The 20,708-nt window shown below is 71.4% G+C and carries 15 protein-coding genes and 1 pseudogene; 11 read left to right on the top strand and 5 right to left on the bottom strand.

The features are described 5' to 3' along the window. The first annotated feature begins 11 nt into the window (after window positions 1–11). From AB0I52_RS16465 to AB0I52_RS16445, 5 genes are read left to right on the top strand one after another with little or no spacing between them, the layout of a single operon-like run. Window positions 12–1,079, top strand: coding sequence for an ABC transporter ATP-binding protein (locus AB0I52_RS16465; protein ID WP_363073060.1), 1,068 nt, complete (start codon window positions 12–14; stop codon window positions 1,077–1,079). Next, on the top strand, window positions 1,076–1,726 hold the full coding sequence (locus AB0I52_RS16460; protein WP_363073058.1) for an ABC transporter permease: 651 nt from the start codon (window positions 1,076–1,078) through the stop codon (window positions 1,724–1,726). The genes AB0I52_RS16465 and AB0I52_RS16460 overlap by 4 nt, the downstream gene beginning before the upstream one ends. A gap of 6 nt (window positions 1,727–1,732) precedes the next feature. Beyond that, complete coding sequence (locus tag AB0I52_RS16455) at window positions 1,733–2,419, top strand: ABC transporter permease (RefSeq protein WP_363073056.1); 687 nt, start codon at window positions 1,733–1,735, stop codon at window positions 2,417–2,419. Then, window positions 2,416–3,345, top strand: a complete 930-nt coding sequence (locus AB0I52_RS16450) for an ABC transporter substrate-binding protein (protein WP_363073054.1) — start codon at window positions 2,416–2,418, stop codon at window positions 3,343–3,345. The genes AB0I52_RS16455 and AB0I52_RS16450 overlap by 4 nt, the downstream gene beginning before the upstream one ends. A gap of 57 nt (window positions 3,346–3,402) precedes the next feature. Next, the gene (locus tag AB0I52_RS16445; RefSeq protein WP_363073052.1) at window positions 3,403–4,806 is read left to right on the top strand and encodes a cytosine permease; all 1,404 of its coding nucleotides are present in this window, start codon (window positions 3,403–3,405) and stop codon (window positions 4,804–4,806) included. Between the two features lie 96 nt (window positions 4,807–4,902). Here the strand turns inward: AB0I52_RS16445 and AB0I52_RS16440 are convergent, their stop codons facing one another. From AB0I52_RS16440 to AB0I52_RS16425, 4 genes are all read right to left on the bottom strand, one after another. After that, a complete protein-coding gene (locus AB0I52_RS16440) occupies window positions 4,903–5,601 on the bottom strand; it encodes a DUF4232 domain-containing protein (protein ID WP_363073175.1) in 699 nt (232 codons plus the stop codon). Window positions 5,602–5,865: 264 nt separating this feature from the next. Next, window positions 5,866–6,324, bottom strand: a complete 459-nt coding sequence (locus AB0I52_RS16435) for a helix-turn-helix domain-containing protein (RefSeq protein ID WP_363073173.1) — start codon at window positions 6,322–6,324, stop codon at window positions 5,866–5,868. 147 nt (window positions 6,325–6,471) lie between these two features. After that, window positions 6,472–7,167: a hypothetical protein gene (locus AB0I52_RS16430; protein WP_363073050.1), complete on the bottom strand. Its 696-nt coding sequence runs from the start codon at window positions 7,165–7,167 to the stop codon at window positions 6,472–6,474. Beyond that, window positions 7,164–10,997, bottom strand: a complete 3,834-nt coding sequence (locus tag AB0I52_RS16425; protein ID WP_363073048.1) for a CHAT domain-containing protein — start codon at window positions 10,995–10,997, stop codon at window positions 7,164–7,166. Before AB0I52_RS16425 ends, AB0I52_RS16430 begins: the two co-directional genes overlap by 4 nt. A gap of 765 nt (window positions 10,998–11,762) precedes the next feature. Here AB0I52_RS16425 and AB0I52_RS16420 point away from each other — a divergent pair. The 3 genes from AB0I52_RS16420 to AB0I52_RS16410 all read left to right on the top strand — a co-directional run bounded on the left by AB0I52_RS16420 (window position 11,763) and on the right by AB0I52_RS16410 (window position 15,919). Then, a complete protein-coding gene (locus AB0I52_RS16420) occupies window positions 11,763–12,242 on the top strand; it encodes a DUF6643 family protein (RefSeq protein WP_363073046.1) in 480 nt (159 codons plus the stop codon). A 412-nt stretch (window positions 12,243–12,654) separates the two neighbouring features. Further along, window positions 12,655–13,263: a hypothetical protein gene (locus AB0I52_RS16415; protein WP_363073044.1), complete on the top strand. Its 609-nt coding sequence runs from the start codon at window positions 12,655–12,657 to the stop codon at window positions 13,261–13,263. 223 nt (window positions 13,264–13,486) lie between these two features. Then, window positions 13,487–15,919 (top strand): right-handed parallel beta-helix repeat-containing protein, encoded by a 2,433-nt coding sequence (locus AB0I52_RS16410; RefSeq protein WP_363073042.1) that lies wholly within the window; start codon window positions 13,487–13,489, stop codon window positions 15,917–15,919. Here AB0I52_RS16410 and AB0I52_RS16405 read toward each other — a convergent pair. Continuing rightward, window positions 15,892–18,188, bottom strand: a pseudogene (locus AB0I52_RS16405) (hypothetical protein); the annotation flags it as partial. The gene AB0I52_RS16410 and the pseudogene AB0I52_RS16405 sit on opposite strands and share 28 nt — an antisense overlap. A 270-nt stretch (window positions 18,189–18,458) precedes the next feature. On the opposite strand from AB0I52_RS16405, the gene AB0I52_RS16400 reads away from it, so the two are divergent. The 3 genes from AB0I52_RS16400 (at window position 18,459) to AB0I52_RS16390 (ending at window position 20,186) form a co-directional block, all read left to right on the top strand. After that, window positions 18,459–19,301, top strand: coding sequence for a DeoR/GlpR family DNA-binding transcription regulator (locus AB0I52_RS16400; protein WP_363073040.1), 843 nt, complete (start codon window positions 18,459–18,461; stop codon window positions 19,299–19,301). An 83-nt stretch (window positions 19,302–19,384) separates the two neighbouring features. Next, window positions 19,385–19,837, top strand: coding sequence for an SRPBCC family protein (locus AB0I52_RS16395; protein ID WP_363073038.1), 453 nt, complete (start codon window positions 19,385–19,387; stop codon window positions 19,835–19,837). A 148-nt stretch (window positions 19,838–19,985) separates the two neighbouring features. Next, window positions 19,986–20,186, top strand: coding sequence for a hypothetical protein (locus AB0I52_RS16390; protein ID WP_363073036.1), 201 nt, complete (start codon window positions 19,986–19,988; stop codon window positions 20,184–20,186). The last annotated feature ends 522 nt before the right edge of the window (window positions 20,187–20,708 follow it).

Below are 20,708 nucleotides of genomic sequence, written 5' to 3'. Positions count from 1 at the left end.
TGCATGATGATATGCAGCCGGGCAAGGGACTCCACATGATCCAATTCGACACGGTCAACAAGCGCTTCCCGAACGGCACGACCGCGGTGCACGACCTTTCCCTGGAGATGCCGGAAGGAGGCGTGACCGTCCTCGTCGGATCTTCCGGTTGCGGCAAGACGACGACACTCCGCATGATCAACCGGATGGTGGATCCCACCTCCGGGACGATCAGGGTCAACGGCAGGGACGTCCTGGAGCAGGACGCCGCCGAGCTGCGCCGGTCCATCGGCTACGTGATCCAGCAGTCCGGGCTCTTCCCGCACCGCACGGTCCTCGACAACATCGCGACGGTGCCGCTGCTGCTCGGCTGGGGCCGCAGGAAGGCACGGGCGCGGGCGGCGGAACTCCTGGAGACGGTCGGCCTCTCCCCCGACGCCGGGAAGCGCTACCCGCACCAGCTCTCCGGTGGCCAGCAGCAGCGGGTCGGAGTGGCCCGCGCGCTCGCCGCGGACCCGCCGGTGCTCCTGATGGACGAGCCGTTCGGCGCGGTCGACCCCGTGGTGCGCTCCCAGCTCCAGGACGAGCTCCTGCGCCTGCAGAGGGAGTTGAACAAGACCATCGTCTTCGTCACGCACGACATAGACGAGGCCGTCCGGCTCGGCGACCGCATAGCCGTCTTCCGCACCGGTGGCCACCTCGTCCAGTGCGCGGGCCCCGCCGAACTGCTGGCCCGCCCCGCGGACGCGTTCGTCGCGGACTTCCTCGGCGCGGAGCGCGGCCTGAAGCTGCTGTCCCTGACCACACTGGCGGAGGTCACCCAGGGGCCCGCCCCCAAGGGCACCCGCTGGCAGCTGACCCTCGACGCCGCCCGCAAGCCGCTGGCCTGGCGCGACACCGAGACCGAGGCCGAGGCCCCGGTCCGGCCGCTGCGCGACACGGACTCGCTCCTGTCGGCGCTCAACGAGTCGATCGCCGCGCCGAGCGGACTGGTCGCCCGCGTCGACGCCGAGGGCGTCCTCACGGGTGTGACGTCCCGCGAGGACATCCACGACCACGCGGGACGCGTCCACAGCGACGCGAGCACGGTGGCCGCATGACCGTCGACTGGTCGTGGATATCCGACCACACCGGCGATCTCACCACCCTGGCCCTCTCCCACCTCCAGGCGGCCCTCACCGCCGTACTCCTCGGCCTGATCGTCTCGCTCCCCCTGGCCGTCCTCGCGCACCGCGTACGCAGACTGCGCGGACTCCTCCTCGGGCTGTCGAACATCCTGTTCACCATCCCGTCCATCGCCGTCTTCGTCCTCCTCCTGCCGGTCAGCGGGCTCACCCGCACCACCACCGTCATCGGCCTGACGATCTACACGCTCGTCGTGCTCCTGCGGAACACCGTCGAGGGTCTGGACTCCGTCCCCGCCAGGACGAAGGAGGCCGCGAAAGCCATGGGCGCCCGGCCGCTGCGCACCCTGCTCACCGTCGAACTCCCCCTCGCCCTCCCCGTGATCATGGCGGGCGTGCGGATCGCGACGGTGATGGCCATCTCCCTCGTCTCCGTGGCCACGTACATCGGGGACGGCGGACTCGGGCAGCTCTTCACGGACGGGTTCCAGCGCAACTTCCCCACCCCCGTCATCGTCGGCGTCGTCCTGACCCTGCTCCTCGCACTCGTCGCGGACGCGGCTCTCGTCGCCCTCCAGTACGTCCTGACTCCCTGGACCCGCCGGCAGAAGCAGGGGGCCTGAGCGCTCATGTACGAACTCTTCAAGGATCTCGGCGCCTGGCTGGTCAGCAGTGAGCAGTGGACCGGGCCCGACGGCATCGGGCACCGCCTCGCCGAGCACCTCCAGTACTCGCTGCTCGCCACGCTGATCGCCGCAGCCATCGCACTGCCGGTCGGCCTGCTCATCGGGCACACCGGGCGCGGGGCCTTCCTCGCCATCAACCTCTCCAGCTTCGGGCGCGCGCTGCCCACGGTCGGCCTGGTCGTACTGGTCTTCCTCGCCAGCGGCCTCTCGATGTGGCCCGTCTACATCGCCCTCGTGGCACTCGCCGTCCCCTCGATCGTCACCAACACCTATGCCGGGATGACCGCCGTCGACCCCGAGGTGCGGGATGCCGCACGCGGCCAGGGGATGCGCTGGCACCAGGTCCTCCTCCAGGTCGAACTGCCGCTCGCGCTCCCTCTGATCATGACCGGGCTCAGGCTCGCCCTCATCCAGGTCGTCGCGACGGCCACCATCGCCGCGTACGTCTCCTTCGGCGGGCTCGGCCGGTACGTCTTCGACGGGCTGGCCCAGCGCGACCTCGTGCAGGTGCTCGGCGGCGCCGTGCTCGTGGCGGTCGTCGCGGTCGTCCTCGATCTCGCGCTCTCCGCACTCCAGCGCACCCTTTTCCGTCACCGCCCCGCCAAGTCGGCCCAGGAGCACACACCATGAACCGCAGGAATCTTCTCGGCGGACTCCTCGCCGCCGCCTCCGTCCCCGCGCTCGCCTCCTGCAGCGGCGGCGTCACCTCGCTCGACGGGCAGGGGTCCGGCGGCGGAGGCCGCGGCTCCAGCAAGGACGGCGTCACCATCGGCACCGCCAACTTCACCGAGAACCAGGTCCTCGGGTACCTCTACGCCGCCGCGCTCGAAGCGGCCGGTGTGAAGACCACGGTCCGCCCCAACCTCGGCACCCGCGAGATCCTCATCCCCGCCCTCAAGGGCGGCGACATCGACCTCCTGCCCGAGTACCAGGGCGCCCTGCTGCACTACCTCGACACGAAGGCGAAGGCCTCGGAGGAGGGCGAGATGCAGAACGCCCTCGCCATGGCCCTCCCGAACGGCCTGCAGATCCTGCCCTACGGCAGGGCCGAGGACTCCGACGCGTTCGTCGTCACCCGGGAGACCGCCGGCAAGTACGGTCTCAAGTCCCTCGCCGACCTCGCCCGGCACAACGGGAAGCTCGTCATCGGCGCGGCGCCCGAGGTCAAGAAGCGCGCGGTGGGAGCGGTGGGCCTCAAGGACGTGTACGGCGTGGAGTTCAAGGAGTTCAAGTCCCTCGACTCCTCGGGGCCGCTGGTCAAGGGCGCGCTCAGGAAGGGGGACGTGGACGTCGCGAACCTCTTCACCACCGACACCGACATCGCCGCAGAGCACTGGGTCGTCCTCACCGATCCCAAGAACCTGATCCCCGGCCAGCACATCGTCCCGCTCATCGCCGACCGCAAGGCCGACTCCACGGTCCGCAAGGCGCTCGCCCGGCTCGGCAGCGCGCTGACGACCGAGGACCTCACCGAGCTCAACCGCCTGGTGGACAAGGACAAGAAGGACCCGAAGGACGTCGCGGGCGACTGGGCGGCACGGCACGGGATCAAGTAGCGGTCGCCGCCGGACCGCGGAGCGGAACACACCGACGAGAGGCCGGGTAACCGAGTCATGGCAGCTGAAGACCTGGTGGAGCGGCGCTCCATCGACGTCGTCCCGGACGACGAACGGCACGGGACCGCGTTCAGTCAGTTCACCCTCTGGCTCGGCGCGAACCTGCAGATCACCGCGGTCGTCACCGGCGCGATCGCCGTCGTCTTCGGCGGCGACGCGGTGTGGTCGGTGATCGGCCTCCTGCTGGGCAATGTGCTCGGCGGCGCCGTCATGGCCCTGCACTCGGCGCAGGGCCCGAAGCTCGGCCTGCCCCAGATGATCCAGTCCCGCGCCCAGTTCGGGGTGCGCGGCGCGGTCGTTCCCCTCCTCCTGGTCGTCCTCATGTACGTGGGCTTCTTCGCGAGCGGCAGCGTCCTCGCCGGACAGGCCACCGCCGAGCTCACGCACACGAACGACACCACCGGCATCATCGTCTTCGCGGTGGTCACCGCGGTGGTGGCGGCGGTCGGCTACCGCGTGATCCACGTCCTGGGGCGGGTGGCGAGCGTGGTCTGCGCGCTGGCGTTCATCTACCTGGGCGTCCGCCTCCTGGACCGCGTGGACCTGTCGGCGCTGCTCGGCGACGCGCACTTCGATCTGCCGATGTTCCTGCTCGCGGTGTCGCTCTCGGCGTCCTGGCAGCTCGCCTTCGGGCCGTACGTGGCGGACTACTCGCGCTATCTGCCGCGTACGACGTCGGGCCGGGCCACCTTCTGGTGGACGCTGTCGGGGTCGGCCGTCGGCTCGCAGTGGTCGATGACGTTCGGCGTGCTGGTGGCGGCGAGCGCGGGGGACGCGTTTCTCGCCAACCAGGTCGGATACGTGGTCGGCCTGGGCGGGGCCGGCCTGATCGCGTCGTTCCTGTACTTCGTGATCGCGTTCGGCAAGCTGACCATCAACGTGCTCAACACCTATGGCGGCTTCATGTCGATGGTGACCGGCATCAGCGGATTCCGCGGCCAGAGGACGCTGTCGCCGCGCGGCAGGGCCGTGTACATCGCGGTGATCATGGTGGCGGGGACGGTGGTGGCGCTCCTGGGCAAGGACAGCTTCCTGACGTCCTTCAAGGACTTCCTGCTGTTCCTGCTGACGTTCTTCACGCCGTGGTCCGCGATCAACCTGGTCGACTACTACCTGATCGCGCGGGAGCGGTACGACATCCCGGCGCTCTCCGACCCCGGGGGCCGCTACGGCGCCTGGCGCTGGGACGCCCTCACCGTCTACGGGGCGGGCGTGCTCGCCCAGCTCCCGTTCCTCGCGACGCACTTCTACACGGGCCCGCTGGTGGATCCGCTGGGCGGCGCGGACATCTCCTGGATGGTGGGCCTGGTGGTCCCTGCCGCCCTGTACTGGCTGCTGGCCCGCCGCGACACCTCACACGTCCCGGAGGAGACGCGGTACGCCCCGGTGCCTCCGAAGTAGCTCCCGCCGCCGCCTTCTTCGAGGTGTTCTTCTTCGGAGGTGTTCTTCTTCGGAGGTGTTCTTCTTCGGAGGTGTTCGGATTACTTGTCCGGCTCGTCAGACGATGGCGGGGACGGTTTCGGCACTGTTGGTGGACCAGTTGGTGACGATGGGCTTGTCGACGGTGGCGGGCTCGGGCAGCTTGAGCTCGGCGGGGTCGGGGTCGTCCTCGGTGATGGCGATGATGACGTTCTCGAATTCCTTTCCGTCATTGCTGTTGGTCGACTTGGGGCTGATTCCGGTGTACGCGACGCTGGAGCCGGTGAGCTTGATGGGGTCCTCGCCCCCCTGTCCCACCGGAGAGGCGAGGCCGTCGACACCGGAGCCGAAGGACACGCTGGGGGTGTTGGTGTCCAGGTAACAGGTGATGCCGGACTTGGCCTTGGCCGTCACGAGGTAGTAGCCGCCGGCCTGGGACTCCGAGGTGAGCGTGAAGTCCAGGTCGTTGGTGCCGCAGGACTGCCCGTAGCCGCTCTTCCCGCCGCCGCCCGAGCCGGCCTTGTCGCTGCCTGAGCCGGACTTGTCGTCCCCGGAGCCCGACTTGTCGCCCGAGCCGGCCTTGTCGCCGGAGCCGCTGGTGGAGGGGCTGTCGGTGGAGGAGTTGTCGCTCGCGCCGCTGCCGGTGGAGGGAGCCGCGGAGCTGCCGGTGTCCGCGACGTCGTCGGGGCCGCAGGCGGTGGCGGTGGCGGCGAGGGCCGTTACGGCCGCGGCGGCCAGGACGAGACGGGCGGAACGAGCGGCGAGACGCGAACGCATCATGATCTCCAGCGGCTTTCGGTTGCGGTGTTTCCTGCTGACACCGATGACACTAGGGCCGAGTCGATCCTCAAATGATCCTGTGAATGTCCAGGTTCTGTTTCAGCAACCTCGGTTCCAGGGATCCGCATCGACTTGCGCCAACCGCAGCTCAAGGGGCATGTCCGGGGGCCACGGCCGGGCGAAGCCGTACGACGCCGATGAGGTCGGCGTCAGCGCGGTTCGATGCGTACCCGGTGCCGTCGTCCTGCCGCCCGACCCGTTTCACGACCGCAGGCGGCCCACCGTCTCGGGCGTGAGGTGCCGGGCGAGCACGTCGAGGGCCGCCGCGACCTCGCGCAGCCGCTCGGGATCGTCCGTGCCGAGTGCGGTGGCCAGCGCGTCGCCGATCCGGGACGCCCGGACCTCGGAAACCCACTCGGACACGTCGGGCACCCTGCGGATCAACTGCCGTCTGCCGTCTGCCGGGTCGGGCGCGGTGACGATCGAACCCGCGTCCTTCAGACGCGCCACGGTGCCCGAGACCTGGCTCTGGGGCAAGCCCGTGCGCACGGCGATCTCGCTCACCGAGGTGTCGGGGTGGCCGAGGAGGTCACTCAGCACGACGAGGGCCGCGCGGGTGCCGACGCGATGGGATACCGCACCCGGAGGCAACTCCGGGAGTACCTCCTCCCCGATCTTCATGAGGGTCCGGCCGAGCAGGAACAACTGGACCGGGGTCATCGAGGAGCTCATGACCCGCACGCTACCCCCACTCCATCATTAACGATGCATCCGCATTGATGTATCGGAACAGACGCACTGAGCCGTCCGCGGCGGACATGCCGTGGGCGAGCGTGAGCCCGTACCCGTGCCGGGACGGTTCGATGGTCAGCTCTGCCGGCGCAGATCGATGGTCCGCAACGCGGCGGGCAGATCCGCCCGGTAGGGAATCAGGCCGAAACGCCGGTGCTTGACGGTGGCTGCCACCGTCACCCGGGCCCGCACGGGAGCGCCGGCGGTGGCCTTGACGATCAGCGTGAAGGTCTCGTCGCCGATCAGGGGGTGCCTGCTGGTGGGCCGGATGCGCCATTCCGGGTCGCTGTCCCTTTCGCCCATTCCGATGACGCACAGGTCCTCCCGGCCTTGTCCGGGGGTGAGTTCGAGGCTGGTCTCGACGATCGCGAGCTTGGCGCTGAGCGCGATGGTGGTTGCTCGCTCCACCGGGTGGGAGCGCTTCTTGGGAGAGATCGACCAGGCGATCGGCTGCCGGTCGGCAGGCTCATCAGGGGACTCCAGGAGAACGCCGACGGCTGCGTCGGCGAAGGGGTCGCCGTTCGCCGGTGGGCGGAAGGCGCACGTGAGGCTGAGGAGAAAGTAGTCGCTGTACGAGGCCTCCGAGGTCAGGAAACTCAGCCACTCCGCCTCGCCCGCGGCTGCTTCCTCGGCCGTCAGTGGGTGGGTGATGGCGGTGCTGAGGGAGACCCGGCCAGCGATGCGGTGCTGCGGGGCAGGCGACTGCAGCCGTGGCACCTCCACCAGATCGATCGCGTGGAGCGGGGTCGGGGGCAGTTCAAGCCGGGTCACGAGGCAGCTCCGTGGTTCGAGTCCGAAGGGCGCCAGTCGCCGATGAAGCAGAACGAGCCCCAGTCCCGGTATGCCGGATGGCGGGCGCGGACGGCCGACTGGGCGGCGCGGAAGGCGGCCCGGCGGTCCGGTGTCCGCGCGAGGCGCTCGTAGAGCGTCCCGAAGAACTCCGTGGCCACCTGGGGATGGACCGGCCACAGGCACCCGATGACCGCGGAGGCGCCGGCCGAGAGGAACGCGGCGGGCAGGCCGCGCAGATTGTCGTTGACGTCGAAGCGGCCCAGAGCGGATTCACAGGAGCTCATCGTCACGAGTTCGACCCCCCGCAGGTCGGCCTGGAGTACGTCGTGGGCGAAGACGCGGCCGTCGTTGTCCGGATCCGGCGACAGGAAGAGGCACTGGTACCACGACGCCCACTCGTTGTGCGCCCCGTGCGCGGCCACGTGGACGTACCGTGCGTCGGCGAGTTCGGTGAGCAGCCGGCGCGGCGTCGCCGCGGTGCCCAGCACCGCCTGACCGCCCATCGCCGCGGCGACCTCGGCGGCGTGTGTCTCCAGGCCGTCCTGGGCGAGGAGACCGTGCCGGGTGCCCCCTGCCGCGGATGCGAAGGCGACGAGCCCACGTCCGGGGGGACGGTGACGGCCGGACGTCGGAGTCCGGAGGAAGCCCAGGCTCAGCACCTGAGTGACGGTCCAGTCCTCGGCGAGGGGAGCGCCGTTGACCTCCAGCAGGTGGTACGGGAGGTAGTGCAACGGGCCGTTGGGCCAGATGCACAGGTGCCGCTTGCCCTGGGCCCGCCAGCGATCCAGGGAGGCGGCGAAGGCCGCCAGATGCGGGACGCTGTCCTGCCTGAGCTGCCCCTGTCCCTCACGGCTGACCGGCCGGTGCAACGGGTCTGCGACGACGGCGTGTCGCAGGGCCGCGACGTGGAAGGCCACGGGGTGGGCGGAAAGGGTGTGTGCCGCGCGTGTGAAGCGAATGAGCCCGGCTTCGAATTCCGACAGGAGCACGGTGTGGTGCTCCATCTCGTCCCGGGTCACCGCCAGACCGGACAGTGAGGTCACCGGTACTTCGGAGCCGTCCCGGTGGGCGTGGCCGAGGTACAGCGAGAGCAGCACCGTGTCCTCGGTCAGGATTGCCTGCAACTCGTCAGGGAACATCATCGGCATCCGGTCCATCGAGCCGGTGGCGAGGAGTTCCTGACTGATCCAGCGGTCGGCGGCGCGCTGCATGTTGCGGTGCTCCGTCTCGGCGTCGCCTTCGAGTTCGGACTCGCCGGTGCCCACGTAGAAGAGCATGGCGTCTTCGGCGCTCGGCAGTTCGGGCTCGCTCAGTGGTCCGGACAGCTGCGGCTCTTCCGCCGTGATCCGGGCCAGTAGTCGCGAGAGCCTGGCGGACGGTGTGAATGGACCGGGCCGTGCGGCGATGACCGTGAAGTCAAGTCCCTTGGCAGCTTGGTGAATCGCCAGCATCAGGCCGTAGGAGAGGGTGGATCCGCTCAGTTTGAGGACCAGTTGCTGGTACAGATCCCTCAGCTTCCAGCCGATGACCTCGTCAACGCCGCCCCGCAGCCATACGGAGGCGGGGATCAGTGCCGCCACGGCTTCGCCGGCACTGCTCTCGTCTGCTGCCAGCGCACTGCGCAAAGCGGCATCGAGGCTGTTCAGCGCCATATCGCTCTGGCCGCAGGCGGCGTAGGCGGCAAGCGCGTCGGCGAAGTGACGTGCGGTGAGGGCCTCCTGCCCCGTCCCTGACAGGCGCAGCGCCATGTCGTACGAGAGCGTGCCGTTGAGATAGGCCAGCGCCGGACCGCAACGGTTGCACAGTTCCGGAGCCAGCTCCCGCGCCTCCTCGATCAGGGTGCGGCCGATGTGCTCCTCGCCGCCTCCCCGAGCGTGCGCCGCGAGATGGACGAGGGTCGCCGCACGCTCCTCGGGCGACCAGCCTTCTCCGTCCGCGCGCGTGCGCAGCCGCTCCGCGGCCTCCGATACCCGGATGAGCCCTTCGAAGCAGCCGAGGCGGTTGTCCGCCAGACAGTGCACTTCGCTGGCCCAGCGGCGCCGTCGGTAGGAATCCCTGGGCAGTTCCGGCAGTTCGCGGTCGGTGGCCTTGAGCAGCTGGAACTCCAGGTCGGGCCGGCGGGCCTCCTCGGCGAGCGTGAGCGCCTCGGCGAAGACGCTCGCGGCCTCGTGCACGCCTTGTCGTTCCCGGACGGCGGCCAGCGGCAGAGGCAGCACGTCCTGAAGGTCACCCGGGAGCGAGACCTCACCCACCAACCGCAGGACTCTCAGCAGGTACAGCCGGCTGAGAGGGTCGCGCACCGGGTCCAGCAGGTCGAACGCCTCACGGGCAGCCGCCGTGATCTCCGCGTCGTACGACTCCTGCTTCAGACCGGCGACCAAGGACAGCGCTTCGGCCAGAGCCTTGAGGACACGCCCCCGGTTGTGCTCACGCGACAGGTCAGCGGCCTCGCGCAGATACCCGAGCGCCTCCTCGGCCGCGGCCAGTGGGAGAGGCATCTCCGCGGATTCCGCCGCGAGGGAATCGCCGAGGTGGATCGAGCGGTGCCGGGCCCGGCGTTCGCGCCACAGATCATTGGCCGACTCGAAAGAGAGTCCCGACATCTGTCCCACGTAGGGGCTGACGCGCAGCAGCCCCGCGGCGAACAGCGTCTCCGCGAGTTCGGCGATGTCCTCGGCGCGGTCGCTGTCGCGCAGCACGGAGATCTGCTCGTCCGCGACGGCACAGGCGCGGCGGAAGAGCACCCCGTCGGCCGCCTCGATCAGCGCGAGCCGTCCGGCCTCGACGTAGGCGTCGGCCGCCCACCACCACGGCGTGCCGTGTCCGGCGCCCCAACGGGAGCGCGCAGCCTCCAGGGCGAGGGTGAGCGCCGGCACCGCGTCGTGCGGCGCGCCGGCTGCCACGAGACGCATGGCCCCGGACACCACGGAGCCGATGGCGGCCTCCGGGAGTTCGAGGGACTGGTCCTTCACCCGCCGTACGGCCTCGCTCTCGGAGACGACGCGCGACGAGAGCTGCGCAGCGAGCCGGACCAGGGCTTCGGCCTGGCGGCGTACCGCGGCGCCGTCCGGACGGGCCGCCAGGCCGTCCTCGGCGGCATTGGCGTTGCTGACCGGCGGGCCCACGGTGGCCCGGCGGGCGCGGGACGTCCGCTCAAGAAGGAGCCTCATGGCTCTGCTCAGGCAGGCCAGGTGTGGCTCACGATCAGCGCCATCCGTCAGGTCAACCGCGCGGCGCAGCCACCCGACCGCTTCCCTCAGCACCGGCACGGCGCTGTCCCCGTCACCGGCCGCCCCGTCCGCCGCTTCCACGCGACGGCCGAGAGTCGAACCGAGTCCGGCGGCCGCACTCGCATACGCGGGCACGTCCCCGGCGGCGTCCGCGAGAGCATCCCGATAGGCTCTCTCGGCTCGGGTGAGATCCGCGTGGTCGCCCGCAACCTCGAAGCGCCGTACGAGGGCTGCGGCGAAGGACCGTCCGCGTCCGGCACGCCGCACGGCGGACGGCTCCGGGAGAGCCGCGACCCTGCCCAGCAGCTCCACCGCAGCGTCCGCGTCCGCACGCCGTTCCGCCGCGGGGCGGTCGGGAAGAACCGCGCGTTGATGGAGCGCGAGACCATGGACGGTGTCCCGGTACGAGTTGTCATCGCTGTCGGCGACAGTCCGGATCAGACCGATGGCCTGGTCGAGGGCGGCGATGTCGCCCTGCTCCTCACCGTAGACGACCAGATCCGCCGCATGTTCCAGCGGGTCGCTCCACGGATGGTATCCGGTCTCATCGGCGAGCCGGGGCCACAACTCGCGGGGCACTCGCCGGTGATCGATCAGGTAGAGCAGTCCGAATACCCCGATCGCTGTCTCCAGGTCCCGGGCGGCAGGGTCTTGGGCGGCAGAGTCTTGGGCGGCAGGGGCGCGCCTGTGCGCCAAGGACCGGGCCCGATAGAACGCGGCAATGGTGTGCAGTACATCGGGGTCGGCCGCTTCCGGTCGGCTGTCCACCGAAGCGAAGAGTTCCGCCGCTACAGCCAAGGCATCGTGTTCGAGCACGATCCGGGGGTCCCCACCGGCACCGAACTCCCGTACCCGAGCCGCCAACTCACTATGAAGCGCGTCCTCCACGAATCCCCCTGACCGCCGGAGTACTCATCGTAGTGAAAGCGACACTCCCAGGGCCTCTCGTTCGGATCCTGCTGGGATCGCGGGGCCCTCCGAAAGGCTTTCCGGGCAACGCGAGTCACGCCCGGCGGACTGCGTCTGCCGCCCCCTGCCGTATGCGCCGCACACATCTCGCTTTGACCAAGCGCTATTCGCGTCCTGCCGAGTGCCCCGGTGTTGTTCCAGTTCACTGTCCCAGGCAGGCGCGTGCGCGCTACTCACCCATGATCCGCCGGACAGGCCCTGGTAGTGGCTCCGTCACTTCTTGTTAGCCACCCGTTCCTCCAACAGAAAAACCCCCTCTCTTAACGGAGCCTTTAACAATGTCCTGGCAGGTCAGCAGGGCAGAATCAGCGTAAAACGGATAACCCCAAGATTGGGGCTCCCCAATCGGCACATCGTGGGCTTAACTTAGGTGGCATGACCTCCCCTCGCTCCACCTACGGCGGCGGCTACTACGCCGCACCGTCGTTCCCTGACACTCCGATCTACGACTCGCTGGTCGCGGAGCGGGGCACCCCTCAGATCGCGCCGATCCGAGTTCCTGCCGCCTACGACACCGGAAACAGCTATCTGCCGGCGCTCCCGGCGGCCCTGCCGGCTCTTCCGGCGGCGCCCTCCCAGCCCGCTCCGTCGTACGGCTACCAGCAGCAGCCGGTGGCGCAGCAGGGCTACGCGCCGATGCAGCCGGCGCATCTGCAGCACGCCCCGGCCCCGTACATCCCGCAGCAGCCGGCCACGGGCCGCGGCGGCTACCAGCCACCGCCGCAACAGCAGCAGCCGCGGCCCGCGCCGGGTACCGGCTACGAGTCGATGCGTCCCGCCTCGCCGCGGCCGGCTCCCGCGCAGTCCCCGTACGAGGACCCGTACAACCGCCCGTACCAGGGCCGGGGGTACTGAGGGAGCGCTGAGCGGGGGGTACTGAGGGAGCACTGCCGCCAGGCGGCGGGCTGTCCGCGGTGGCTGGCAGAATGGGCGCATGCGCCCTGCCGTGCCGAGTGCCGTCCGCATCCGTCAGTCCGGAGTGCCGGCGGCACAAGCGACCGGCGAGACCGAAGTCGAGCCATGGGGACTCGACGGCGGCCCTCGCCGGATACCCGCCGATGCCGTCGGCAGTACTGTCACGCGACGTCAGCAGCCGCCCCCGGCACCGGAGGTGTCCGCCGCGTCCCTGCCGGGCGGCCCCGCGCCGACGGGAACTCCGGGCACCGGCAGCCGCGTTGGAACAGGACGGGTTGCTCTCTCCTCGTCGCTCCGGCGCGCGGACCGCACCGTATCGGGCTGAGACGGATACGGAAGGGGGTGCAGGACTGTGCGGGCACTTTCGGGAGTCTGGCGTTGGCGGCACAACCCGCTGCGCCGCGCCACGGACCGGCGCGAGGCGTGGGTGGCGCTGGCAGCGTTCGTGCTGCTCGTGCTGGCGGCGCCGGCGGCCGGCTGGTTCTTCGGGTCGCGCACCGATGACGTGTTGCAGGAAGCCGTGCGGGCCCAGCAGGCCCGGAGCCATCTCACCACCGCCGTCGTGGTACGCCGGGCGGCAGGTTCACGGCACTTCGTCGCCGACCCCGAGATCTCCGCCGACCGAACGGCCCTGACCACGGTGCTGGCCCGCTGGCAGGCGCCGGACGGCACGGTCCGCAGCGCCACGGTGACGACCTCCTCGGCCCACACCGCACCCGGGGACCGGGTGCGGATCTGGACCGACCGGGAAGGGCGTCCCGCGCTGCGCCCGATGGACGCGCCGACGGCCCGCACCCATGCCGCGCTGGCCGGATTCGGCGCCGCGATGCTGGCCGCCCTGCTGATCGAGGCCGGTCGGCGTCTGATCGTATGGCGCATGGTGCGACAGCGGTACGTGCGGCTCGACCGGGCATGGGCCAGGGCCGGTCCGGACTGGGGCAGGACGGGCACCGGCAGCTGATGGCTGTCCCGCGATCCCTGGCGGGCGCGCGTGGTCCGCTCCATGATCCAGCCTGGTCCAAGCGAAACCCCCCAGGGTGCTGATCGGGTCAACTCCCGCCCTCCGCGCGCGCTACGGTGGACCGGCCCGCCCGTCACTTCGGCAGGCGGACCCCGGATGGTCACTGCCGCGAGGCCGGTGACCCGGGCATCACACACGCACGAGGCGGGGGCACGACAGCGCCATGGCACAGGGCACGGTCCAGGTGACGCACACCGGCACATCGCGGTGGCGGCGCCGCACTGGCGAATACGCCTCCCTCACCGCGGCTCTGGAAGCGGCGGCGGACGGTGATGTGCTCACCGTCGCGCCGGGCACCTACCGGGAGAATCTGGTCATCGCCCGCGCGGTGACGCTGCGCGGACCCGAGGGATCGCTCGGATCCGTCCGGATCGCCCCCGTCGACGGCGTACCGCTGACCCTGCGCGCCTCCGCCATCGTCCAGGACCTGCATGTGGAGGGCCAGGACTCGGCGGCCCCCGCCCTGCTGATCGAGGAAGGCGCTCCGGAACTCGCGGACCTGCGGATCGTGACCCGCTCGGCCGCCGGGATCGAGGTGCGCGGTGCGGCCCGGCCGACCGTGCGCCGCTGCACCGTCGACAATCCGGCCGGCGTCGGCATCGCCGTACTCGACGGCGCGGGCGGTGTGTTCGAGGAGTGCGAGATCGTCTCCGCCGGACAGTCCGGTGTCTCCGTGCGCGACGGCGCGCATCCCCGGCTGGAGCGCTGCCGTATCCACCACTCCTCGGGGGCCGGTCTGTCCGTCACGGGTGAGGGCAGCGGCCTGGAGGCGGTCGGCTGCGAGATATACGAGATCAAGGGCAGCGGAATACAGGTGGCCGCCCGTGCCTCCGCCCACCTCACCGACTGCACGGTGCACCGCACGTCCGCGGACGGCGTCACCCTCGACACCGACGCGGTGCTCACCCTGGCCGACTGCGACATCCACGACATCCCGGAGAACGCGGTGGATCTGCGTTCGCGCTCGGTACTCACCCTGACCCGCTCCACCGTGCGCCGGTTCGGCCGCAACGGGCTCTCGGTCTGGGACCCGGGCACCCGGGTCGACGCCAACCAGTGCGAGATCCACGACAGTACGGGCGACTACCCGGCGGTCTGGGTCAGCGACGGGGCGACGGTGATACTGGACTCCTGCCGCGTCCACGACGTGCCGGACGCCATCTTCGTGCTCGACCGGGGCTCGCGCGCCGACGTCGTGGACAGCGATCTGTCCCAGGTCCGCAACACGGCGGTGTCGGTCAGCGACGGGGCGACGGCGCAGCTCGACGACTGCCGCATCCGGGAGGCGTCCACCGGTGCCTGGTTCCGCGACCACGGGAGCGGCGGCACCCTGAACAACTGCACCATCGACGCCGCCCAGACGGGCGTGATCGTCACCAAGGGCGCCGATCCGACGATCGAGCGCTGCACGGTCACCTCGCCGGCCGAGGCGGGTTTCTACGTGTCGGCCGAGGGCCGCGGCACCTTCCACGGCTGCCGGGTCACCGGGAGCGAGGGCTACGGCTTCCACGTGATGGACGGCTGCCGCACGACGCTCACCCGCTGCCGTACCGAGCGATGTGCCCGCGGCGGTTACGAGTTCGCGGAAGGCGGTTCGCACGCTGACGGTTCCGGCATCGGTCCGGTCGTGGAGGACTGCACCAGCGACGAGAGCGCGCTGCGCACCGCCACTCCCCCGCCGCCCGCGGTCCTGACGGCGACCCAGACGACGCCGGGGCTGCTCGGCGGGGTCCCGGCGCCGCGTGCGGTCGAGCCCTCCGCGGCGGAGACGCCGGCCGAGCCCGCTCGTACCTCCGGGGCGGTCCTGGGCGAACTGGACACCCTGGTCGGCCTCGACAGCGTGAAGCGTGAGGTGCGCGCACTCACCGACATGATCGAGGTGGGCCGGCGACGCCAGGAGGCCGGGCTCAAGGCCGCCTCGGTCCGCCGCCACCTCGTCTTCACCGGCTCCCCCGGCACCGGCAAGACCACCGTGGCCAGGCTGTACGGCGAGATCCTGGCCTCCCTCGGTGTACTGGAGCGGGGCCATCTGGTCGAGGTGTCCCGGGTCGATCTGGTCGGCGAGCACATCGGCTCGACCGCCATCCGTACCCAGGAGGCCTTCGACCGGGCACGCGGCGGGGTGCTGTTCGTCGACGAGGCGTACGCCCTGTCCCCCGAGGACTCCGGCCGGGACTTCGGCCGCGAGGCGATCGACACGCTCGTGAAGCTGATGGAGGACCACCGGGACGCGGTGGTCGTCATCGTGGCCGGGTACACCCACGAGATGGAGCGGTTCCTCACCGTCAACCCCGGGGTGGCCTCCCGTTTCTCAAGGACCATCACCTTCAGCGACTACGAGCCGCGGGAGCTGCTGCGGATCGTCGAGCAGCAGACCGAGGAGCAGGAGTACAGCCTCGCGTCCGGGACCGACGAGGCGCTGCTGAAGTACTTCACCGAGCTCCCCAAGGGGCCCGCGTTCGGTAACGGCCGCACCGCCCGGCAGACCTTCGAGTCGATGGTGGAGCGGCATGCGGGCCGGGTCGCCCAGCTCGCCGAGACGAGCACGGACGACCTCACCCTGCTGTACCCGGAGGATCTCCCGGAACTTCCCTGAGGGCCTCGCGGGACTCGTCGCCCTCGGCCTGGTGGGGCAGGAGCGGGGTCAGCCGTTCCAGGAGCGCGGCCCGCTCCTGGGCGAAGACCGGGTCCGCCTGGTAGTCGGAGTGGCCCAGCACCGGTTCGGGCAGGGGGTGTTCGGGGGTGCGCCCGTAGACCAGCGGGTCTTTCAGGGGGCCCCGGTCCACCTCGGGCCCGGACTCCGCGCCGAGCCTGACCTCGCCGCCGATCGGGTCGGTGGCCCGCCACAGATTGCGCCAGCAGTGCACCGAGCGGTGCAGCCCGTGCAGTTGGGCGGGGCCGAAGTAGGCCGGGAACCAGCGCCCGTAGAGCCGCTCGATCGGTGAGCCGTAGGTCAGCAGGGCGACCCTGCGACGGGTCCCGGCGGGCAGTTGCCAGACCGCGGACGCGGCGAGGACGCTGCCCTGGGAGTGGCCGGAGATGACGAGCCTGCCGCGGGTCCGTGCGGTCCAGCCGGACATGCGTGAGGCCAGGTCGGGAACGGCGCGCTCGGCGTAGCAGGGCGGCGCGAAGGGGTGTGCGGCGCGCGGCCAGAACGTACCGACGTCCCAGAGGATGCCGATGGTGCGCCGGGCTGAGGCGTCCCGGTAGGCGCGCCGGCCGCAGGCGACGAAGACCAGGAAACCGAAGCCGATCATCCAGGAGCCGGTCGACTGCGCCGCCTCGGCCACCGATTCGACGAACGGGCTGCTGTCGTCCATCGCGAGCCCGGGAACCTGTCCGCTGGCCCACGCACCGCCGACCGCCGCGGTGCCGAGCAGCAGGGCGGCGGTCGAGACCAGGCCGACCATGCCGGGCGCGGAGTCGGTGAGCGCGGCCGTGGCGCGGGTCCGGGCGATCTGCCTGGTTCGGGCGGGGTCGGGCCGCGCCTCCTCGTACTCCGCGTCGACCGCGGGCTCCAGCCGGCGGGCGGTGAGGTAGGTCCGTACGCCGAGCGCGATGCCGGGAACCAGGAGCAGCACCAGCAGCACGGGGATGACGGAGGCCTGCCAGCTGAGCAGCACCGGCGGTCCGGCGATGGCGGCGCTTCGGCCCATTCCGGGGCTGCCGGGCCCGTCGAGCCAGTCGGCGACGCGCTGGGCCACCCCGCCGGTCATCACGCCGCCGAGCGCGCAGGCGAGCATCGCGACCGCGGGGCCGCCGAGTCCGTGCATCACGGTGCGCGGTTCGGGGCTGCGCCGGTACAGGCTCCACGCCACCGCGGCGAGGGCGACGACGAGGGCGCCCTGGGCGAGGGTGACGACGCGGAACGTGATGTCACCGGGGAGCGTGCCGTCCGAGGCCCAGCCGGGCCGGGACCAGGCGGCGTGCACCGAGGCGACGACGAGGAGGGTCAGCGCGGCCCCGGGCAGATAGGTGATGACGGCGCGGTCGAGCCGGTTGTCGAGGCGCCGTTCGCTGCGGCCGCGCCGGCAGACGACCCAGAGCACCACGAGCATGCCCAGTACGAGCAGCGCCTCGATCAGCCGGCCGTACACGGCGGGGACCGGTCCCTCGGCGGCACGGTCGTGCCGGGCCGTGGCGCCGGCGACGGAGGCGGTGACGGTCAGGAACCCGGCGGCGGTGTGGGCGGCGCGCAGCCGGGCGACCAGCCGGCGCCCGAACCAGAACCCGGGGCGTCCGAGCGCGGGCCGCAGAGGCTCGACGGGGGCGGCACCGGCGTCGGGGGCGATGCCCGGCTCGCCGTCGTCGGGGACCGTTCCGGTCAGCGGGCGCTGGGACTCGTAGGCGCTCCACGTGCGGTTGGACAGGTACCAGAGCAGTCCCACCAGTGCGGTCGGCACCAGCGCGGCGAGCGCGAGCCGCCGGCCCGGCTGGGACCACCAGCCGCCCTGCGCGCTGGACAGGAATCCCAGCCACGACCGCTGGTCCGAACACCCCCGCGCCCCGGCGCACTGCCAGGCCGTCAGGTCGAGTGCCACCTCGCAGGCCGCGGCCGTCAGCAGGACGGTGAGGCTCAGCGCGACGAGCCGGACGAGCGCCCCGTACAGCCGGATGGTGCGGGGGCGGGCGGTGGCGGCCGGGCGCATCCAGTGGGCGAGGTTGATCACCATGAACGGGAGCAGCAGGAGCCACAGCGCTCGGGAGCCGTTGCCGGAGGTGAGGTTGGACCAGCAGTAGGCCTCGGGGATGGGCCGGTCCCGGTACCGCTCGGGGTGCTGCTCCGCGTCGATGTCGTCGGAACGCCGGTATATGGCGGCGGTGGCGTCACCGGTGACCCGGACCGTGCGCGGGTCGACGAGCATCTCCTGGGGCGTGGCCCCGCCGACACCGTGAACCAGCAGTTCCAGCGCTGGTCGGGTGCTCTGCGGGGCCTGGGTGGGAGGTGGCACTGGGGTGACTCGCTCTCGAAGGGGACGGCGGCTGATGTCCGGTCATCAGAATCGCGGCTGAGTGACGGTGTCCGTGCCGCTCTCACGGAATCTCCCCAGTGCGGCGCCCCGCGACACCGCGTGGCAGGATGAGCCCGTCCGAACGGACTCCTGCACAGCCAGAGGGAAGGACCGGACCCGGCGTTGAGCGAGAATCAGAATCTGCTCGCGGAGCAGCGGCGCGCGCTGATCCTCGACGAGGTGCGCAGGCGCGGCGGGGTCAGGGTCAATGAGCTGACCCGCAGGCTGAGCGTCTCCGACATGACCGTGCGACGTGACCTGGACGCGCTGGCGCGGCAGGGTGTCATCGAGAAGGTGCACGGCGGCGCCGTTCCGGTGATCGAGGCGAGTACGCACGAGCCCGGTTTCGAGGCCAAGTCGACGCTGGAGCTGACCGCGAAGGAGGACATCGCGCGGGCGGCCGCCGCGATGGCCGTGCCCGGCAGCGCGATCGCGCTCTCCGGCGGCACCACGACCTATGCGCTCGCCCAGCACCTGCTGGACGTGCCGGACCTGACGGTGGTGACCAACTCGGTGCGGGTGGCCGATGTGTTCCATGCGGCGCAGCGTCCGGGATCTCCGGGTGCCCGGCCGGGTGCCGCGACCGTGGTGCTCACCGGTGGGGTGCGGACGCCGTCCGACTCGCTGGTCGGCCCGGTCGCGGACCAGGCGATCGTCTCGCTCCATTTCGATGTGCTCTTCCTCGGTGTGCACGGCATCTCGGTCGAGGCAGGTCTGTCCACGCCGAATCTGGCGGAGGCCGAGACCAACCGCCGGTTCGTCCAGTCGGCGCGGCGCGTGGTGGTGGTCGCCGACCACACCAAGTGGGGCACAGTGGGGCTGAGTTCGTTCGCCACGCTGGAGCAGGTGAACACGTTCGTCACGGACGCGGGCCTGTCCGAGGAGTCCCGCGAGGAGATCGAGGAGCATCTGCCCGGTCTGGTGGTCGTGGGCCGGGACGCGGGCGGCGGGCCCGAGCAGGGCTGAGCGCGGGTTCCGTCCGGCCTCGCGGTGGAGCCCCCGGATTCCGCTCAGCTCGCGGTGGGGCCGCCACGGCCTAGGATCGTGCTGTGGCCGTCTTCCGGATCGAGCGCTTCACCCCTCTTCCCGCAGCCGAGTCCTGGCGCCGGGTGACGGACTGGGAACGGCACGCCGCGCATGTCCCGCTGACGACGATCACGGTGCCCGCCGGGCTGCCGACCCGGACCGGAACGGTCTTCGTGGCACGGACGGGAGTCGGGCCGCTGGCGTTCGACGATCCGATGGAAGTGGTCCGGTGGTCACCGCCGTCGGGCAGCCGGGCGGGGATGTGCCGCCTGGAGAAGCGTGGCCGGGTGGTGCTGGGCCGGGCGTCGATCGATGTATATCCCACCCATGCCGGCTCCCATGTGGTGTGGGTGGAGGAGCTGAGCGTCCGGCTGCTGCCGAGGTGGGGCGATCCGCTGATCTCCGGAGCGGGGCGGCGGGTCTTCGGCCGGGTGCTCGACTCCATGCTCGACCGGCCGGCGCAGGGGTATCGGTGACCGGTGGCCGCATATGCGCGGGAGGCTCCCTCCGCCCGCACGTGCACGGCCGCCGACGGGCGCCGTGAGCAGGTGATGTGACCGTCACACGAGCGAGTCGTTCGTTGGTGTGACGGTTTCCGCCCACGGCTCGGAAGGCACCGAGTTCATGCCGATCCACCAACCGCAGCAGCGGTCCTCCGGCAGCGGCGAGCGCCCTGGCCTCCCGCAGGCCGAGGCCGCGCGCGTGGAGCACTACGCGCGTCTCGTCCGGCTCGCCTATCTGGTGCTGCCGCCCGCCCTCGGCCGGCGCCGAAGGGTGATCGCCGCTCGCGCCTCGGTGCGCGGCCGGGCGGCTCGGGGCCGGTGACCGTGCGGGCTCCGAAGCGCTGCTGCGCTCCGGGGAGTCCGATCCGCGCGTGCTGCATGCACGCCCGAGCGATCTGCTGCGGCGCCGGCACCGGATGCGGGTCGTGGCCGGCGTCGCCGCGCTGTGCCTGGTGGCGGGCGGCGTGGTCGCGCCGGCCGAGGAGGGCTCGGGGGTCCGCCTGCCCGACAGCCGGGGCGTCCGCGGCGCGCTCGCCCCGGCCCTCGATCCGGCGGCGCTGCCGCGTACCGCCGCCGAGGAGTGGGCGGACACCTCGCGCGTCGGCTTCACCGCGTGGCCGGCCCGCGGCGACCGCACCGACGACCAGGCGCTGCTCGGCCGGGCGCTGCGGGCCTGGGGCCGCGCCCCGCGGGACACCGCGGTCGCGACCACGCCCGGGACCCTCCCGGTGCCCCCGGCACGGGCGCTGAAGGCGGGGCGGACGGGGTCACGGCCGCCGTTGTGGGGCTTCGCCGAACAGCGCCTCCCGGAGGACGGCGCCGGTGGGTCTGCACCCGGGCGGAC

It is taken from the genome of Streptomyces sp. NPDC050423 (assembly GCF_040655445.1).
Classification (GTDB): Bacteria; Actinomycetota; Actinomycetes; order Streptomycetales; family Streptomycetaceae; genus Streptomyces.
The sequence above is the reverse complement of the archived record's forward strand: the minus strand, read 5'-3'. Positions and strand labels throughout refer to the sequence as shown.

Coding starts and splice junctions, on each gene's coding strand:
- AB0I52_RS16465 (WP_363073060.1), top strand. CDS start 12: ATGCAGCCGGGCAAGGGACTCCACATGATCCAATTCGACACGGTCAAC.
- AB0I52_RS16460 (WP_363073058.1), top strand. CDS start 1,076: ATGACCGTCGACTGGTCGTGGATATCCGACCACACCGGCGATCTCACC.
- AB0I52_RS16455 (WP_363073056.1), top strand. CDS start 1,733: ATGTACGAACTCTTCAAGGATCTCGGCGCCTGGCTGGTCAGCAGTGAG.
- AB0I52_RS16450 (WP_363073054.1), top strand. CDS start 2,416: ATGAACCGCAGGAATCTTCTCGGCGGACTCCTCGCCGCCGCCTCCGTC.
- AB0I52_RS16445 (WP_363073052.1), top strand. CDS start 3,403: ATGGCAGCTGAAGACCTGGTGGAGCGGCGCTCCATCGACGTCGTCCCG.
- AB0I52_RS16440 (WP_363073175.1), bottom strand. CDS start 5,601: ATGCGTTCGCGTCTCGCCGCTCGTTCCGCCCGTCTCGTCCTGGCCGCC.
- AB0I52_RS16435 (WP_363073173.1), bottom strand. CDS start 6,324: ATGACCCCGGTCCAGTTGTTCCTGCTCGGCCGGACCCTCATGAAGATC.
- AB0I52_RS16420 (WP_363073046.1), top strand. CDS start 11,763: ATGACCTCCCCTCGCTCCACCTACGGCGGCGGCTACTACGCCGCACCG.
- AB0I52_RS16410 (WP_363073042.1), top strand. CDS start 13,487: ATGGCACAGGGCACGGTCCAGGTGACGCACACCGGCACATCGCGGTGG.
- AB0I52_RS16390 (WP_363073036.1), top strand. CDS start 19,986: ATGCCGATCCACCAACCGCAGCAGCGGTCCTCCGGCAGCGGCGAGCGC.